At 59.9% G+C, this 17,438-nt stretch carries 14 protein-coding genes and 1 pseudogene; 11 read left to right on the forward strand and 4 right to left on the reverse strand.

What is annotated here, in order from left to right; all coding sequences use genetic code 11:
• The 11 genes from AC1DRJ_RS08275 to AC1DRJ_RS08325 form a co-directional block, all read left to right on the forward strand.
• Window positions 1-394, forward strand: a 394-nt coding sequence (locus tag AC1DRJ_RS08275) for an aromatic amino acid lyase (RefSeq protein ID WP_477801692.1), incomplete at its 5' end; no start/stop codon positions are given.
• 115 nt (window positions 395-509) lie between these two features.
• On the forward strand, window positions 510-2,042 hold the full coding sequence (gene hutH / locus AC1DRJ_RS08280; RefSeq protein ID WP_477801693.1) for a histidine ammonia-lyase: 1,533 nt from the start codon (window positions 510-512) through the stop codon (window positions 2,040-2,042).
• 100 nt (window positions 2,043-2,142) lie between these two features.
• Window positions 2,143-3,348 (forward strand): imidazolonepropionase, encoded by a 1,206-nt coding sequence (gene hutI / locus AC1DRJ_RS08285; protein WP_477801694.1) that lies wholly within the window; start codon window positions 2,143-2,145, stop codon window positions 3,346-3,348.
• A gap of 10 nt (window positions 3,349-3,358) precedes the next feature.
• A complete protein-coding gene (gene hutG / locus AC1DRJ_RS08290) occupies window positions 3,359-4,162 on the forward strand; it encodes an N-formylglutamate deformylase (protein WP_477801695.1) in 804 nt (267 codons plus the stop codon).
• Between the two features lie 239 nt (window positions 4,163-4,401).
• Window positions 4,402-5,373 carry a prolyl aminopeptidase gene (gene pip, locus AC1DRJ_RS08295; protein WP_477801696.1) on the forward strand — a complete coding sequence of 324 codons (972 nt, stop codon included), beginning with the start codon at window positions 4,402-4,404 and terminating at the stop codon, window positions 5,371-5,373.
• Window positions 5,370-5,807, forward strand: coding sequence for a D-aminoacyl-tRNA deacylase (gene dtd / locus AC1DRJ_RS08300; RefSeq protein ID WP_477801697.1), 438 nt, complete (start codon window positions 5,370-5,372; stop codon window positions 5,805-5,807). Before pip ends, dtd begins: the two co-directional genes overlap by 4 nt.
• A gap of 321 nt (window positions 5,808-6,128) precedes the next feature.
• Complete coding sequence (locus tag AC1DRJ_RS08305; RefSeq protein WP_477801702.1) at window positions 6,129-7,943, forward strand: glucan biosynthesis protein G; 1,815 nt, start codon at window positions 6,129-6,131, stop codon at window positions 7,941-7,943.
• The gene (gene mdoH, locus AC1DRJ_RS08310) at window positions 7,936-10,506 is read left to right on the forward strand and encodes a glucans biosynthesis glucosyltransferase MdoH (RefSeq protein WP_477801698.1); all 2,571 of its coding nucleotides are present in this window, start codon (window positions 7,936-7,938) and stop codon (window positions 10,504-10,506) included. The genes AC1DRJ_RS08305 and mdoH overlap by 8 nt, the downstream gene beginning before the upstream one ends.
• A gap of 191 nt (window positions 10,507-10,697) precedes the next feature.
• The gene (locus AC1DRJ_RS08315) at window positions 10,698-11,495 is read left to right on the forward strand and encodes a transporter substrate-binding domain-containing protein (RefSeq protein ID WP_477801703.1); all 798 of its coding nucleotides are present in this window, start codon (window positions 10,698-10,700) and stop codon (window positions 11,493-11,495) included.
• Between the two features lie 137 nt (window positions 11,496-11,632).
• The gene (locus AC1DRJ_RS08320) at window positions 11,633-12,592 is read left to right on the forward strand and encodes an amino acid ABC transporter permease (RefSeq protein ID WP_477801699.1); all 960 of its coding nucleotides are present in this window, start codon (window positions 11,633-11,635) and stop codon (window positions 12,590-12,592) included.
• The gene (locus AC1DRJ_RS08325; protein ID WP_477801700.1) at window positions 12,585-13,319 is read left to right on the forward strand and encodes an amino acid ABC transporter ATP-binding protein; all 735 of its coding nucleotides are present in this window, start codon (window positions 12,585-12,587) and stop codon (window positions 13,317-13,319) included. The genes AC1DRJ_RS08320 and AC1DRJ_RS08325 overlap by 8 nt, the downstream gene beginning before the upstream one ends.
• A gap of 147 nt (window positions 13,320-13,466) precedes the next feature.
• On the opposite strand, the gene AC1DRJ_RS08330 is transcribed toward AC1DRJ_RS08325, so the two are convergent.
• The 4 genes and pseudogenes from AC1DRJ_RS08330 to tatC form a co-directional block, all read right to left on the reverse strand.
• Window positions 13,467-14,339, reverse strand: coding sequence for a methyl-accepting chemotaxis protein (locus AC1DRJ_RS08330; protein WP_477801704.1), 873 nt, complete (start codon window positions 14,337-14,339; stop codon window positions 13,467-13,469).
• Window positions 14,325-15,383: pseudogene (locus tag AC1DRJ_RS08335) on the reverse strand (methyl-accepting chemotaxis protein); the annotation flags it as partial. The pseudogene AC1DRJ_RS08335 and the gene AC1DRJ_RS08330, both read right to left, overlap by 15 nt.
• Window positions 15,384-15,627: 244 nt before the next feature.
• Window positions 15,628-16,335 (reverse strand): 16S rRNA (uracil(1498)-N(3))-methyltransferase, encoded by a 708-nt coding sequence (locus AC1DRJ_RS08340; protein ID WP_477801701.1) that lies wholly within the window; start codon window positions 16,333-16,335, stop codon window positions 15,628-15,630.
• The gene (gene tatC / locus AC1DRJ_RS08345; RefSeq protein ID WP_477789777.1) at window positions 16,332-17,132 is read right to left on the reverse strand and encodes a twin-arginine translocase subunit TatC; all 801 of its coding nucleotides are present in this window, start codon (window positions 17,130-17,132) and stop codon (window positions 16,332-16,334) included. The genes AC1DRJ_RS08340 and tatC overlap by 4 nt, the downstream gene beginning before the upstream one ends.
• Window positions 17,133-17,438 lie beyond the last annotated feature (306 nt).

Below are 17,438 nucleotides of genomic sequence, written 5' to 3' on the forward strand. Positions count from 1 at the left end.
CGTTAACTCCGGGATGATGATCGTCCAATATGTCGCCGCGTCCCTGTGTGCGGAAAACCGTCAGTTGGCGCAACCTGCCGTGCTCGACAACTACGTCACTTCCGGCCTGCAGGAAGATCACTTGAGCATGGGCACCAACGCTGCGCTGAAGCTGCATCGCGCCTTGGAAAACTGCACGCAGATCCTCGCCATCGAGTACCTGCTGGCGGCCCAGGCGTTCGAATTCCTCAAAGAGCAGCGCTTTGGCGCGGGCACCGATGCGGCGTGGCGTCTGCTGCGTGAGCGTGTTCCCGCTTATGATCAAGACCGCTGGCTGGCGCCTGACATCGCTGCGGCTGCCGCGGTATTGAAAGAACAGAATTTGCTGCACAAGGCTGTACCGAATCTGAACTGATTTTTAAAAAAACCAGCGTGCCAAGGCGCGGCTCCCCAAAAGGTAGACGCGACGGACAACGGACATCTCCGGAGCGTCTGGTGAGTTGATAACAAACTCTCAAAAGGAGCATGAAATGACTGCGCTAAACCTGATTCCCGGCCAACTGAGCCTTGCCCAACTGCGTGATATCTATCAGCAACCAGTGAAACTGACCCTCGACAACAGCGCCTCGGCCCAGATCGAGGCCAGTGTCGCCTGCGTGGAACAGATCCTCGCCGAGAATCGCACCGCTTACGGTATCAACACCGGTTTCGGCCTGCTGGCCTCGACCCGCATCGCCAGCGAAGACCTGGAAAACCTCCAGCGCTCGCTGGTGCTGTCCCACGCCGCTGGTGTCGGCGAGCCGATCAGCGACGCACTGGTGCGACTGGTCATGGTGCTCAAGGTCAACAGCCTGAGCCGTGGTTTCTCCGGTATTCGTCGCGTGGTCATCGACGCGCTGATCGCGTTGATCAACGCCGAGGTTTACCCGCACATTCCATTGAAAGGCTCGGTCGGTGCTTCCGGTGACCTGGCGCCATTGGCGCACATGTCGCTGGTGCTGCTGGGTGAGGGCAAGGCGCGCTACAAGGGCGAGTGGATGGAAGCGACCGAAGCGCTGAAAGTCGCCGGTCTGACCCCGCTGACCCTGGCCGCGAAAGAAGGCCTGGCGCTGCTCAACGGCACTCAGGTATCCACCGCTTATGCCTTGCGCGGGCTGTTTGAAGGCGAAGACCTGTTCGCTGGCGCGGTTGCGTTGGGCGCGTTGACTGTTGAGGCGGTATTGGGCTCGCGCTCGCCGTTCGACGCGCGCATCCACGCTGCCCGTGGCCAGAAAGGCCAGATCGACGCCGCTGCCGCTTACCGCGATCTGCTGGGCGAGCGCAGTGAAGTGTCCGACTCGCACGAGAATTGCGAAAAGGTCCAGGACCCGTACTCCCTGCGCTGCCAGCCACAAGTCATGGGCGCATGCCTGACCCAGTTCCGTCAGGCTGCCGAAGTGTTGGCCGTCGAAGCCAACGCTGTCTCCGACAACCCGCTGGTGTTCGCTGCTGAAGGTGACGTGATTTCCGGCGGTAACTTCCACGCCGAACCAGTGGCCATGGCGGCTGACAACATGGCGCTGGCCATCGCTGAAATCGGCTCCCTGAGCGAACGCCGCATCTCGCTGATGATGGACAAGCATATGTCGCAACTGCCGCCGTTCCTGGTGGCCAACGGTGGTGTGAACTCCGGCTTCATGATCGCTCAGGTGACTGCTGCGGCACTGGCCAGCGAGAATAAGGCAATGGCGCACCCGCATTCGGTAGACAGCCTGCCGACCTCGGCGAACCAGGAAGACCACGTTTCCATGGCCCCGGCGGCGGGCAAGCGTCTATGGGAAATGGCCGAAAACACCCGCGGTGTGCTGGCGGTGGAATGGTTGGCGGCGGTTCAGGGCCTGGACTTGCGCAATGGCCTGAAGACTTCGGCAAAACTGGAAAAGGCCCGGGCGATTCTGCGTAAAGAAGTGCCGTTCTATGAGAAGGACCGCTTCTTTGCACCGGACATCAATGCCGCGACCGAATTGTTGGCGACGCGTTGCTTGAATGAGCTGTTGTCGGTGAAGTTGCTGCCTAGCCTGTAAGGGCCCCATCGCGAGCAGGCTCGCTCCCACCCTGGATTGAGTAAACCCTGAGGGAGCGAGCCTGCTCGCGATTCGATTTTGAATTTGATGGAGACTCGGGATGAAAACTCTCTGGCAACACTGCCACGTCGCAACCATGGCGCAAGGCGTCTACTCGATCATCGAGGATGCGGCCATCGTGACGTCCGGTGCGCACATTGAGTGGATTGGCCCACGCGCTGAACTGCCGGCGGGCGAATACCCGGCCGTCAACGATTTGAAAGGGGCCTGGGTAACGCCGGGCCTGATCGACTGCCACACCCACACGGTGTTTGGCGGTAACCGCAGCAGCGAATTCGAACAGCGTCTGCAAGGTGTCAGCTACGCGGAAATCGCCGCAGCCGGTGGCGGCATCGCCAGCACCGTGCGCGCCACCCGCGCAGCGACCGAAGACGAACTGTTCGCCAGCGCCGCCAAGCGTCTGAACAGCCTGATGCGCGACGGCGTGACCACGGTCGAAATGAAATCCGGCTACGGCCTGGACCTGGCCAGCGAACGCAAGATCCTGCGCGTGATCCGCCGCCTTGGCGCCGAACTTCCGGTGAGTGTGCGCAGCACCTGCCTGGCCGCCCACGCCTTGCCACCGGAATACGCCGATCGCGCTGACGATTACATCGATCACATCTGCGCCGAGATGCTCCCGGCCCTGGCCGCTGAAGGGCTGGTGGATGCGGTGGATGCCTTCTGCGAATACCTGGCGTTCTCGCCAGCGCAGGTCGAGCGCGTATTCATCACCGCACAGGAACTCGGTTTGCCGGTGAAGCTGCACGCCGAGCAACTGTCATCGCTGCACGGTTCGAGCTTGGCGGCGCGTTATCACGCACTGTCGGCCGATCACCTTGAGTTCATGACCGAGGACGACGCCATCGCCATGGCCAAGTCCGGCACCGTCGCGGTGCTGCTGCCGGGCGCGTTTTACTTCCTGCGGGAAACCCAGTTGCCGCCCATGGAAGCGCTGCGCAAGCATGGGGTGAAAATCGCCATCGCCAGCGACCTCAACCCTGGCACTTCACCAGCCTTGTCGTTGCGCTTGATGTTGAACATGGCGTGCACCTGTTTCCGCATGACCCCGGAAGAAGCCCTGGCCGGTGCGACCCTTCATGCCGCCACCGCACTGGGCATGGCCGACACCCACGGTTCACTGGAAGCCGGCAAGGTCGCGGACTTTGTCGCCTGGCAAATCGATCGTCCCGCCGACCTGTCGTATTGGCTGGGCGGTGATCTGGAAAAACGCGTCGTGCGTCACGGCGTCGAGACAAGCGTTTAGGAGAGCAGTTGTGGAAAAGGTTCTGAACTTCAAACAAGGCCGCGTGCCACTGCTGATCAGCATGCCCCACGCCGGCGTGCGCCTGACCCCGGCGGTCGAAGCCGGGTTGATCCCCGACGCCCGCAGCCTGCCGGATACCGACTGGCACATACCGCAGCTTTACGATTTCGCCTCCGAACTGGGCGCCAGCACTTTGGCTGCCGAGTATTCGCGGTTCGTGATTGACCTGAACCGGCCATCCGACGACAAGCCTTTATATGTCGGCGCGACCACCGGTCTGTATCCGGCGACGCTGTTTGACGGCATACCGTTGTTCCGCGAAGGGCTGGAGCCTTCTAAAGAAGAACGCGCGACCTACCTGGAGCAGATCTGGACGCCGTATCACACTACTTTGCAAAACGAGTTGGCGCGGCTGAAAGCCGAGTTCGGTTATGCGTTGCTGTTCGACGCGCACTCGATCCGCTCGATCATCCCGCACCTGTTCGACGGCAAACTGCCGGACTTCAACCTTGGCACCTTCAATGGCGCCAGTTGCGATCCACAGCTTGCAAGTCAACTGGAAGCGATTTGCGCCCGTCATACCGAGTACAGCCATGTGCTGAACGGTCGCTTCAAGGGGGGCCACATCACCCGCCATTACGGTAATCCGGCCGATAACATCCACGCCGTGCAACTGGAACTGGGGCAGTGCACTTACATGGAAGAGTTCGAGCCGTTCCGCTATCGCCCGGACCTGGCGGCGCCGACGCAAGTGGTGCTCAAGGCATTGCTGCAAGGGCTGCTGAGCTGGGGCGAAAAACACTACAACGCCTGATCCGGCGGTAAGGGGGAGGGGCGTTTATCGAAACGCCGCAGCGTCCCACTCGCCGTTTACGCGCGCGCGGTGAGGTCGTTGAGGTCGAGCTGATCCATGAAACGCTACTGGAGTTTTTGGCTGACAGACACTGACGCAGCAAGGGGCATGCTCATTCACGTAATTCGGGTTTATGATGCCGGACGGCAGAATATTAGAAGTCCCCACAGGGATGACCTCGACCCCTTACGGAGCGCGCAATGCAGACTTTGTACCCGCAGATCAAACCCCACGCCCGGCACGATCTGGCCGTCGACGAGACCCACACGCTGTATGTCGACGAAAGCGGTTCTCCGGAAGGTTTGCCGGTGGTGTTCATCCACGGCGGCCCCGGCGCCGGGTGTGATGCCCAGAGCCGTCGGTTTTTCGATCCCAACCTGTATCGCATCGTCACCTTTGACCAACGTGGTTGCGGTCGCTCCACTCCCCACGCCAGCCTCGAAAACAACACCACCTGGGATCTGGTCGCCGACCTCGAGCGAATTCGCCAGCACCTGGGTATCGACAAATGGGTGCTGTTCGGCGGCTCCTGGGGGTCGACCCTGGCGTTGGCCTACGCGCAAACCCACCCAGAGCGTGTACACGGTCTGATCCTGCGCGGGATTTTTCTCTGCCGTCCGCAGGAAATCGAATGGTTCTACCAGGCCGGCGCCAGCCGCCTGTTCCCTGATTACTGGCAGGACTACGTTGCGCCGATCCCGATGGACGAACGCGAGGATTTGCTCAGCGCTTTCCACAAGCGCCTGATCGGCAACGACCAGATTGCCCAGATGCACGCGGCCAAGGCCTGGTCGCTCTGGGAAGGCAGGACCGCGACCCTGCGCCCGAATCCGCTGGTGGTCGATCGCTTCTCCGAGCCTCAGCGTGCGCTGTCGATAGCACGCATCGAATGTCACTACTTCACCAACAATGCCTTCCTTGAGCCCAACCAGCTGATTCGTGACATGAGCAAGATTGCCCATTTACCGGGTGTAATTGTCCACGGTCGTTACGATGTGATTTGCCCACTGGATAATGCCTGGGAATTGCACCAGAACTGGCCGAACAGTGAGTTGCAGGTCATCCGTGACGCCGGCCATGCCGCTTCCGAACCGGGCATCACCGATGCACTGGTTCGCGCCGCCGGCCAGATGGCGCGCCGCCTGCTCGACCTGCCGCCTGAAGAAGCATGAAAGGTCTGCTGCAACGCGTGCGTGGTGCGCGAGTCGAGGTAGCGGGGGAAGTAGTGGGTGCGGTCGACCAAGGGTTGTTGGTACTGGTCGCCGTCGAGCCCGAGGATACCCGGGCCAGCGCCGACAAACTTCTGAATAAGCTGCTTAACTATCGGGTATTCAGCGACGCCGAGGGCAAGATGAATCTGTCCTTGGCGGATGTCGGCGGCGGGCTGCTGCTGGTCTCACAGTTCACCCTGGCCGCAGACACTAAAAGCGGGCTGCGGCCGAGTTTTTCGACCGCGGCCCCTCCGGCTTTGGGAGAGGAGCTTTTCGACTATCTATTAGGTAAAGCGAAACAGGTGCATGGCACTGTGGCATCAGGTAGATTCGGCGCGGATATGCAGGTGCACCTGGTCAACGATGGCCCGGTAACCTTCCTGATACAGACCTGAAAGCACTCGAAACAACTTTTTTAGGGCTTTTCGACTGCAAACAGGCGTTTTCCGCGTGAAATACTTTGTTGCGCATGATGCGTTGTAACGCGGCCTGCTAGATAATCGCGCGCTACGGGGATCGGCGTTCGTTGGTCCATTTTGACTTAGGTAGAGACTTGTCCTGGACCGTTTGGGGAATCATTTAGCCCCATCGGAGTCGGAATAATGCTCGCCAACTTGGCAAGAGTGGTTTGCAAGGTCGTTTTTTTCATGCCGTTGACCGTGCAAACCCTTCAACTGGCCGTTGGTTTTTTGATMTGTTTTCGGCGAGGGTTGCTCGTGATTGTTAGTCCCTGTAATGCACCAAAATTGACTGCCAAACGGTTCCGAAACGCTCTGGCAGCGGGCTCTGCTCTGCTTTGCCTGTTCAGCGCCGGCCAGCTGTGGGCGTTCAATCTGGAGGATGTGTCGGTCAAGGCAAAAGAGCTGGCCGCACAAAAATACGAAGCTCCGCGCAGTAACCTGCCGAACGAGTTCCGCGATATGAAATTCGCGGACTATCAGAAAATTCGTTTCCTGACCGAAAAAGCTGAATGGGCGGATCAGAAAACTCCGTTCAAGCTGTCGTTCTATCACCAGGGCATGCATTTCGATACGCCGGTGAAAATCAACGAAATCACGGCTAACTCCGTCGAAGAGATCAAGTACGACCCAACTCGTTTTGATTTCGGCGACGTGAAATTTGATCCTAAAGCCACCGAGCAACTGGGTTATGCCGGTTTCCGGGTGCTATACCCGATCAACAAGGCTGACAAACAAGACGAAATCATGACCATGCTCGGCGCCAGCTACTTCCGCGTCGTCGGCAAGGGTCACGTCTATGGTTTGTCTGCTCGGGGCATGGCGATTGATACCGCGTTGCCATCCGGTGAAGAGTTCCCGCGTTTCACCGAGTTCTGGATTCAACAGCCAAAGCCGGGTGACAAACATCTGGTGATTTTTGCGTTGCTGGATTCACCGCGTGCTACCGGTGCCTATCGCCTGACCCTGCGTCCGGGCAGCGACACCATCGTTGACGTCAAGGCGCAGGTGTTCCTGCGTGACAAGGTCGGCAAACTGGGTATCGCTCCATTGACCAGCATGTATCTGTTCGGCGCCAACCAGCCATCGAAAGTGCTGAACTATCGTCGTGAACTGCACGATTCCAGCGGCCTCGCGATCCATGCCGGTAACGGCGAATGGATCTGGCGTCCATTGAACAACCCGAAACACCTGTCGGTGAGCAACTTCTCGGTCGAGAACCCGCAAGGCTTCGGCTTGCTGCAACGAGGTCGTGACTTCAGCCACTACGAAGACCTTGATGACCGCTACGACAAACGCCCAAGCGCCTGGATCGAGCCGAAGGGTGACTGGGGCAAAGGTACCGTGGATCTGGTCGAGATTCCGACCGCCGACGAAACCAACGATAATATCGTCGTTTTCTGGAATCCGGAAAAACTGCCAGAGCCTGGCCAGCCGCTCGATTTTGCCTATCGCTTGCACTGGACCATGGACGAAGCCTCGCTTCACGCCCCCGACAGCGCTTGGGTTAAGCRGACCCTGCGTTCTACCGGTGACGTTAAACAGTCCAACCTGATTCGTCAGCCGGACGGTAGCGTTGCTTATTTGGTGGACTTCGAAGGCCCGTCCCTGGCGGCATTGCCACCAGATGCAGACGTTCGCAGCCAGGTCAGCGTGGGTGACAACGCCGAACTGGTCGAGAACAGCGTGCGTTACAACCCTGAAACCAAGGGCTGGCGCCTGACGCTGCGCATGAAGATCAAGGACCAGGGTAAAGCCACCGAAATGCGTGCGGCACTGGTGCAAAGCATCGTGCCGGCCGACTTGGCCAAGACGTCGCTTCCCGTGTCGAATTCGTCTGTCGCCAAAGCTGACAAGGTTGCCGCTAAACAACAGGAAAAAACCGACAAGGAAGCCAAGCAAGCAGAGGCCAAACATGCCGATGCCAAGCCGGTTGCAGATGCCAAGGACAAGGCCAACAAAGACGCCCAGCAGCCTGTTGCTGCCGACGCGGTACCAGCCACACCGGAATCGRCGCCGACTGAAGAAGTCCTGACCGAGACCTGGAGCTATCAGTTGCCTGCCGATGAGTAATTCTCAAGTACAGCCAGAGACGCTTGCCGAGTATCTGGCGCATCTACCGATGACCGACCAGCAGCGCGCGGAACTCGCGGGCTGCCAGTCCTTTAGCGAACTGCACCAGCGACTGTCGTCTTCAACGTTCGACGCACCGACCGAGGCCGCCCAGGCCTCGGTAGGCCGTCGCTTGACCTTGAACAGTGCGCAAGAGCTGGAAGACGCGGAGATGCTGGCGGTCGACGCCAGCGGTCGGGTTTGCCTCAAGGCGACCCCGCCGATCCGTCGGACCAAGGTCGTGCCGGAGCCGTGGCGCACCAATATTCTGGTGCGCGGCTGGCGTCGTATGACCGGTCGTACCAATCCGCCAGCTCCACCGAAAGATGAACGCGTGTTGCCGGCGGCTCGCTGGCGCACCGTGGGTTCGATCCGTCGCTATATCCTGTTGGTGCTGATGCTCGGTCAGACCATCGTGGCCGGCTGGTACATGAAAGGCATCATGCCGTACCAGGGCTGGTCGTTCGTCGACCTCAACGAAGTGCTGCATCAACCGTTGCTGCAAACCGCCACGCAGGTGCTGYCGTATGCGCTGCAAACCAGCATCCTGATCCTGTTCGGGATTCTGTTCTGCTGGGTATCGRCTGGTTTCTGGACTGCGCTGATGGGTTTCCTCGAGTTGCTTACCGGTCACGAYAAATACCGCATCTCCGGTAAAAGCGCCGGTAATGAACCGATTGCCAAGGACGCACGCACCGCACTGGTGATGCCGATCTGCAACGAAGACGTGCCACGGGTGTTTGCCGGGTTGCGCGCGACGTTTGAGTCGGTTGCGGCCACGGGTGACCTGGATCGCTTCGACTTCTTCGTCCTCAGTGACAGTAATGACGCCGACATTTGTGTTGCCGAGCAGCAAGCCTGGCTGGACGTGTGCCGCGAAGCCAAGGGCTTCGGCAAGATCTTCTACCGCCGCCGTCGCCGTCGCGTGAAACGTAAAAGCGGCAACCTCGACGACTTCTGCCGTCGGTGGGGTGGCGATTACAAGTACATGGTCGTGCTCGATGCGGACTCCGTGATGAGCGGCGAATGCCTGACCAGTCTGGTGCGCTTGATGGAAGCCACGCCGGACGCCGGGATCATCCAGACCGCGCCGCGTGCATCGGGCATGGACACGCTTTATGCGCGTATGCAGCAGTTCGCGACTCGCGTGTACGGTCCGCTGTTTACCGCCGGTCTGCACTTCTGGCAGTTGGGCGAATCACACTACTGGGGCCACAACGCGATCATTCGCATGAAGCCATTCATCGAGCACTGCGCCCTGGCGCCGTTGCCCGGTAAAGGCGCTTTCGCCGGTGCGATCCTGTCCCACGACTTCGTTGAAGCAGCGCTGATGCGCCGTGCCGGCTGGGGCGTGTGGATTGCCTATGACTTGCCGGGCAGCTACGAAGAACTGCCGCCGAACCTGCTGGACGAACTCAAGCGTGACCGTCGCTGGTGCCACGGTAACCTGATGAACTTCCGCCTGTTCCTGGTCAAAGGCATGCACCCGGTTCACCGGGCGGTGTTCCTGACTGGCGTGATGTCTTATCTGTCGGCGCCGTTATGGTTCTTCTTCCTCGTGCTGTCCACGGCGCTGCTGGCGGTCAACACGCTGATGGAGCCGCAATACTTCATGGAGCCGCGCCAGCTCTATCCGCTGTGGCCTCAATGGCATCCGGACAAAGCCGTCGCGCTGTTCTCCACGACTGTGGTGCTGCTGTTCCTGCCGAAGCTGTTGAGCATCATCCTGATTTGGGCCAAAGGCGCGACAGAGTTCGGTGGCAAGCTCAAGGTAACCCTGTCGATGCTGTTGGAGATGCTGTTCTCCATGCTGCTGGCGCCGGTGCGGATGATTTTCCACACCCGTTTCGTACTGGCCGCGTTCCTCGGCTGGGCCGCGACCTGGAACTCGCCACAACGTGACGACGACTCCACACCATGGAGCGAAGCGGTCAAGCGCCACGGCCCGCAGACCTTGCTGGGCTTTTTCTGGGCGTTGCTGGTGATCTGGCTGAACCCGAGCTTCCTGTGGTGGCTGGTGCCGATCGTTGGTTCGTTGATGCTGTCGATCCCGGTGTCGGTGATTTCCAGCCGTGTCGGTCTGGGCCTGAAATCCCGTGACTCGAGCCTGTTCCTGATTCCCGAGGAATACAATCCGCCGCAGGCGTTGCTGGCCACTGACCAGTACACCCACGAAAATCGTTATCACGCACTGAACGACGGCTTCATCCGGTCCGTGGTCGACCCGCAGCAGAACGCCTTGGCATRCTCGCTGGCGACGTCGCGTCACGGTCAGGCCGAGCCGATCGAGTGGTTGCGGGTAGAGCGGGTTCGTCACGCCTTGAAAGTCGGGCCTCATGGCTTGAATAACAATGAGCGTGTGCAACTGCTGAGTGACCCGGTGGCATTGGGTCGTCTGCATGAACAGATCTGGGACGAAGGTCATCCAGAATGGCTGCAAGCCTGGCGTACATCGGTGAAAGCCGATCCCCACGCGCCGCTGTTGCCGCTCAAGCCGCTGAGTGCGCAAGCACAACCGGCCTGATAAAGAGCCCCGCCGATTGAGCGGGGCTTTTTTTGTCTGATCGTTTGCAAACCCTTGTGCAAACGGGCGAGTACGTTAGGATCCGTCCCCGAATTGGTGCGCCCGGATAATTTTTGTCCGTATTGGTGTGTTTCCTGAGGGAAGCCGCCGTTTTGCGCGCCTCACACCGCAATGGTTTTGGGGACATGATGATGAAGAAGTATCTCTCGATGCTGCTGGCCGGCGTCACGGCACTGGTTGCAGTCAGCGCGGCACAGGCCGGTGCCATCGATGACGCGGTCAAGCGCGGCACGCTGAAAGTCGGCATGGACCCGACCTACATGCCGTTCGAGATGACCAACAAACGCGGCGAGATCATCGGTTTCGAAGTCGACATCCTCAAAGCCATGACCAAGGCCATGGGCGTCAAGCTGGAACTGGTATCCACCGGCTACGACGGCATCATCCCCGCCCTGATGACCGACAAGTTCGACATGATCGGCAGCGGCATGACCCTGACTCAGGAACGCAACCTGCGCTTGAATTTCAGCGAACCGTTTATCGTGGTGGGCCAGACGCTGCTGATCCGCAAGGAGCTGGAAGGCACCATCAAGTCTTATAAAGACTTGAACACCGCCGACTACCGCATCACCTCCAAGCTCGGCACCACCGGCGAGATGGTCGCCAAGAAGCTGATTTCCAAAGCCCAGTACCACGGCTATGACAACGAGCAGGAAGCGGTGCTGGACGTGGTCAACGGTAAGGCTGACGCCTTCATCTATGACGCGCCGTACAACGTCGTGGCCGTGAACAAGGTCGGCGCCGGCAAACTGGTGTTCCTCGACAAGCCGTTCACCTACGAGCCGCTGGCCTTCGGCCTGAAGAAGGGTGACTACGACAGCATCAACTTCATCAACAACTTCCTGCACCAGATCCACGAAGACGGCACCTACGATCGCATCCATGACAAGTGGTTCAAAGACACCGCTTGGCAGAAAGACATGGAATAAGGCTTACCGCTGATCGTTCCCACGCTCTGCGTGGGAACGCATCCWGTGACGCTCTGCGTCACGTTTGAGAAGGGACGCGGAGCGTCCCGGGCGGCATTCCCACGCAGAGCGTGGGAACGATCATCTGAGAATCCGTAATGAAACATAAAAAAGCCCAATGGCCCTGGCACGTATTAACCGTGCTGGTGCTGATCGGCCTGGCCGGCGCGTTGTATTACGCCACCTCGCTGATGTCTTACGAATGGCGCTGGAACCGCGTGCCGCAGTACTTCGCCTACCATGCCGAGGAATCCCAGCGTGCCGCTGACATTTCGACCGTCAGCGACCTGGTGCGCAAAGGTGATAAAGCCGAAGTCACCCTGCGCAACGACGCGGGTGATGAGCAACGCTTGACCGTCGACGATAACAGCCTGCAAGTCGCCCAAGGCGATGATGTGGCCGAAGGCGATGTGATTGGCGTGACACGGCATTGGGCCGCCGGTCCACTGCTTTGGGGGCTGTGGACGACGTTGTGGTTGTCCGTGGTCTCCGGCGTGCTCGGCCTGTTGATCGGCCTCGTCACCGGCCTGTGCCGGCTGTCGAACAACCCGACTCTGCGCGATCTCTCGACGATTTACGTTGAGCTGGTGCGGGGCACGCCGCTGCTGGTGCAGATCTTCATTTTCTACTTCTTCATCGGCACTGTGATGAATCTGTCCCGGGAATTCGCCGGGATCGCTGCGTTGTCACTGTTCACTGGCGCCTACGTCGCGGAAATCATCCGGTCCGGCGTGCAGTCCATCGCCCGAGGCCAGAACGAGGCCGCGCGTTCGTTGGGGCTGAGCGCTGGTCAGTCGATGCGCCACGTGGTGATGCCGCAAGCCTTGAAGCGGGTATTGCCGCCCTTGGCCGGGCAGTTCATCAGCCTGGTGAAGGATACGTCGCTGGTCTCGGTGATCGCGATTACCGAACTGCTGAAAAGCGGTCGCGAAGTCATCACCACCTCGTTCTCGCCGTTCGAAATTTTGTTCTGCGTGGCCGGGTTGTACCTGTTGATCAACCTGCCGCTGTCGAAAATCGCCAGCCGGCTTGAGCGGAGGCTCGCGCAAAGTGATTGAAGTCCGCGATCTGGTAAAAGTCTTCGACACCCGCGGCCAGGTGGTGCGTGCGGTGGATAACGTCACCACCCACGTGGCCAAGGGCGAAGTGCTGGTGGTGATCGGTCCGTCCGGTTCCGGCAAGTCGACCTTCCTGCGCTGCCTCAATGGCCTGGAGGAATTCGATTCCGGTTCGGTGAGCATCGACGGCCTGCAACTGGCCGACCCGAAAACCGACGTCAACGCCTACCGCCGCGAAGTCGGCATGGTGTTTCAGCATTTCAACTTGTTCCCGCACATGACCGTGCTGGAAAACCTCTGTCTGGCGCAGAAAGTCGTGCGCAAGCGCGGCAAGAAAGAGCGCGAGGCCAAGGCCTTGGCATTGTTGGAAAAGGTCGGCATTGCACAGAAGGCCCACGAGTTTCCGTCGCGCTTGTCCGGTGGTCAGCAACAGCGTGTGGCGATTGCCCGGGCCTTGGCCATGGAGCCGAAGGTCATGCTGTTCGATGAACCGACTTCGGCTCTTGATCCGGAAATGGTTGGCGAAGTGCTGGATGTGATGAAAACCCTGGCCGTGGAAGGCATGACCATGGTCTGCGTCACTCACGAAATGGGCTTTGCGCGGGAAGTGGCGGATCGGGTGCTGTTTTTCGATCACGGCAAATTGCTGGAAGATGCTTCGCCGGCCGAGTTCTTTGATGCGCCGAAGGATCCGCGGGCGCAGGCCTTCTTGCGGCAGGTTCTCTAATTTCAGCGCCTGTTGGCCCGCTTTCGCGAGCAAGCCCGCTCCCACATTTAACCGAGTTTCAATTTAATAACGCGGTTAAATGTGGGRGCGGGCTTGCTCGCGAATGCATCACCTCGGTCCTGGGTGAACCGAGGCAAACGCATCACCTCAAACCTTGAACCGCCCCACCAGCATCTGCAGTTGCGTCCCCAACCGCGCCAGCTCAACGCTGGACGCCGCTGTCTCTTCACTGGCTGCCGAGGTCTGCTCGGAGACATCACGCACGTTCAGCACGCTGCGATTGATCTCCTCGGCCACCGCTGTTTGCTGCTCGGCTGCGGCGGCAATCTGCTGGTTCATCGACTGAATCGCCGACACGGTGCGGGTGATGCTTTCCAGTGAGCCCCCGGCGCGGCGGGTCAATTCGACGCTGCTGTCCGTCAGGGCGCGGCTGTTGTCCATGATGGTCGCGACGTGTTGGGTGCCGTTTTGCAACCCGACAATCAGTTCTTCGATTTCTTCGGTGGACTTCTGAGTGCGTTGCGCCAGGCTGCGAACTTCATCGGCAACCACCGCAAAACCGCGACCCGCTTCACCGGCACGGGCCGCTTCGATGGCGGCGTTGAGGGCCAACAGGTTGGTTTGTTGGGCGACGGATTTGATGACGTCGAGCACGCTTCCAATCTTGTCGCTTTCGCGTTTCAGGTCGCCCATCGCGGCGGTGGAGTTGCCGACTTCGAGGGCCAGGCGCTCGATCTGGGCGATGGCTTCTCCCACCACTTTGTCACCTTCGCGGGCCTGCTGATCGGCGGCGACAGYGGCTTCGGAGGCTTCTTCGGCATTGCGCGCGACTTCTTGCACGGTCGCGGTCATTTCGTTCATCGCCGTGGCCACCTGGTCGGTCTCGATCTTCTGGCTGTTGACCCCGGCGCTGGTTTGCTCAGTGACTGCCGACAGCTCTTCAGCAGCGCTGGCGATTTGCGTGACACCGTCGCTGATACCGCCGATCAATTCACGCAGACCCAGTGTCATGCTCTGCATGGCGCGCTGGAGCTGACCGAGTTCGTCGCGACGCTTGGAGGTCAGGTTGTGAGTCAGGTCGCCAGCCGCCACGCGTTCAGCCACTTTGAGGGTTTGGCTCAGCGGGATGACGATCTGACGAGTGATCGCCCAAGCCGCGATCATGCCAAAGACCAGGGCCAGGGCGGTGGCCATCAGCAGCATGTTCTTGGCGTGCGCGGCATCGGTATCGCGCACGACGGTTTGCGAAATCGTCAGCTTTTTGCTGGCGCCAAGCAGGATTTCGCCCTGCGCGGCCATGCGTTTGAACGCGTCGGCGCTGTCGACCTGTGAGTCGCGGAACTGGCTGACCGCCGCGCGGTAAGCTTTGAGCGATTCGGCGGCCTGTTGCAGGTGGGTGGCGTGTTGTTCCGACAGTTCGGACGGCAGGCTTTCCAGGCTTTTCAGGGCATTGTCGATGGCGTCCAGTGCGGGCTGTTCGGCTTCTGGCTTGCCGCTGTAGGTGTAGCCACGAACCTGGAAGCGCGCTTGTTGAATCTGTTTGCTCAGGTCGATCACGCTGTTGAATTGCGTAACGCTGTCACCCTGCAACATCGATTTTTCGACTTCGGCTACCTTGGACACGGCGTTGTCGGCGGTGGTGCCGAGTTTGCTGCGAGCGTTTTCGCGGTTGGCACCGGCCTGGGTCAGGGCGATGAAGGCTTGCTTGTACTGGCTAACGGCGGCCAATTGCTGATCGATCAACGCTACGTCGGCAGGCTGTTCAATCATCTGGCGGGCGGCTTGCAGGCTGGCTTCGAGCTTGCTCAACATCTCGTTTACGGCGCCAGGGCCTTGTTCTCCGCGACGATTTTCGTAGTCCAGACTGGCGATGCGCAGGTCTCTGCTCAGGTCATTAATGCTGGAAATGAAGCCCAACTTATCACCGCGGCTGGTCACGTCACTCAGACCGGTCCAGCCGGTGAAGGTGATCAATAAGGTAAGCAGCAGCACCAGACCAAAACCGATCCCCAGTTTTCGATTGACGCTGATGTTCCCCAGATTCTCGGCTAGCCATTGGTACATGCTGCAACTCCCTGGACCACTGATTTGGTTTTGTGGGAACTGTATCGGCAGGCAAGACGGGTTCTGTAGGGCAGGTCAAAGACCAGCGACGATCACGCCCCTTGTAGCAGCTGGCGAAGCCTGCGTCCGGCTGCGCAGCAGTCGTTAAACCAGACACCACGGTGTTTCAGGTAATCCGAGTTGCCCGGATTGACGACTGCTGCGCAGCCGGACGCAGGCTTCGCCAGCTGCTACAGGTACAGTGTTAGAACAGGCGGGCGAGCAGCGCGGTGACGGCGGTTTCGACGCGCAGAATGCGCTCGCCAAGCTGCACCGGTTGCAGGCCGGCCTTGCCCAGCAGGTCGATCTCGTACGGAATCCAGCCACCTTCAGGGCCGATGGCAAGAGTCACCGGTTCGTCCAGGCCACGGGGACAGGGCGGGTACTGGCCGGGATGGCCCACCAGGCCGAGGGTGCCTTCGGTGATCGCCGGCAAACGGTCCTCAACGAACGGCTTGAAGCGTTTCTCAATGACGATTTCCRGCAACACGCTGTCCCGGGCCTGTTCAAGGCCCAGGATCAACTGATCACGAATTGCCTCGGGTTCCAGAAACGGGGTTTGCCAGAAGCTCTTCTCGACGCGATAGCTGTTCACCAGCACGATACGCGGCACACCCATGGCCGCCACGGTCTGAAACACCCTGCGCAGCATTTTCGGGCGTGGCAGGGCCAGCACCAGGGTCAATGGCAGCTTGGCCGGGGGCGGTTGGTCGAGGGTGACGCGCAGTTCGGCTTCAGCGGCGTCCAGGCGCAACACTTCGGCCGAACCCATCAATCCGCCTATCCTGCCGACGCGCATGCTGTCACCGACTTCGCAGCGGTGGACTTCCTGCATGTGCGTCAACCGGCGATCGCGCAGGACCACCCGGTCGGCCGCAATGAAATCAGCTTCTTCGAGGAGCAGCAGGTTCACGGTTGGGTCGCTGGCGGCTGGTCGTTGTGATCGTCAACCGGTTGATCGTCCGGATGTTCGCCACGTTTGCTGATCAGGCTGCCAAACAGGATGCCGATCTCGAACAGCAACCACATCGGTACAGCCAGCAGGGTCTGCGAGAAGATGTCAGGCGGCGTCAGGATCATGCCGACCACGAAGCAACCGATGATCACGTACGGGCGGATTTTTTTCAGGTATTTGACGTCGACCACGCCGATCCACACCAGCAGCACCACGGCCACCGGAATTTCAAACGCCACGCCGAAGGCGAAGAACAGCGTCATGACGAAATCGAGGTAGCTGGTGATGTCGGTCATCATTTCCACGCCGGCCGGGGTGGCGGAGGCGAAAAACTTGAAGATCAGCGGAAACACCAGGTAATAGGCGAACGCCATGCCGGCGTAGAACAGCACGATGCTGGACATCAACAACGGTACGGCAATGCGCTTCTCATGCTTGTACAGACCCGGTGCGATGAAGCCCCAGATCTGATGCAGGATCACCGGAATCGCCAGGAACAACGACACCATCATGGTCAGCTTCAGTGGCGTCAGGAACGGCGACGACACGTCGGTGGCGATCATCGTCGCGCCGGCTGGCAGGTACTCGCGCAGTGGCGTGGAGACGAAGGTGTAGATCTGCTGGGTAAAGGCAAACAACCCGGCAAAGATGATGAAGACCGCCGCGACACAGCGCAGCAGGCGGGTACGCAACTCAGTGAGGTGCGAAACCAGCGGCATGTGCTGGTCGTTTTCGGGGAGAGTAGGGCCTGTCATCGGTCATTTCCTGTGTCGCGCCGAGCCTGTATTTGCGCAGGGCAAGGCGCGAGGAGCATAGTTTGGCGTTTCAAATAAGTGACGAGTAACGCAGCCCTGCGCAAATACAGGCCGGCCCTCCGGGTTGTGCCTGAAAGCGGGCCAGGCTGCGTTGTAGGCCTTGGAAAGGGAACAATCATTCCCTGTGGTCTACGCCTTGCCTGGCCCGCTTTCAGGCACAACCCGGAGGGCCGGCCTGTATTTGCGCAGGGCTGCGTTACTCGTCACTTATTTGAAACGCCAAACTATGCTCCTCGCGCCTTGCCC

The sequence above is a fragment of the Pseudomonas sp. P5_B2 genome, from assembly GCF_056400445.1.

What these genes read in the sequence shown, in the direction of transcription:
- tatC (WP_477789777.1), bottom strand. Translation starts at nt 17,132, where the DNA reads ATGACAGGCCCTACTCTCCCCGAAAACGACCAGCACATGCCGCTGGTT.
- AC1DRJ_RS08320 (WP_477801699.1), top strand. Translation starts at nt 11,633, where the DNA reads ATGAAACATAAAAAAGCCCAATGGCCCTGGCACGTATTAACCGTGCTG.
- AC1DRJ_RS08315 (WP_477801703.1), top strand. Translation starts at nt 10,698, where the DNA reads ATGAAGAAGTATCTCTCGATGCTGCTGGCCGGCGTCACGGCACTGGTT.
- pip (WP_477801696.1), top strand. Translation starts at nt 4,402, where the DNA reads ATGCAGACTTTGTACCCGCAGATCAAACCCCACGCCCGGCACGATCTG.
- hutH (WP_477801693.1), top strand. Translation starts at nt 510, where the DNA reads ATGACTGCGCTAAACCTGATTCCCGGCCAACTGAGCCTTGCCCAACTG.
- hutI (WP_477801694.1), top strand. Translation starts at nt 2,143, where the DNA reads ATGAAAACTCTCTGGCAACACTGCCACGTCGCAACCATGGCGCAAGGC.
- dtd (WP_477801697.1), top strand. Translation starts at nt 5,370, where the DNA reads ATGAAAGGTCTGCTGCAACGCGTGCGTGGTGCGCGAGTCGAGGTAGCG.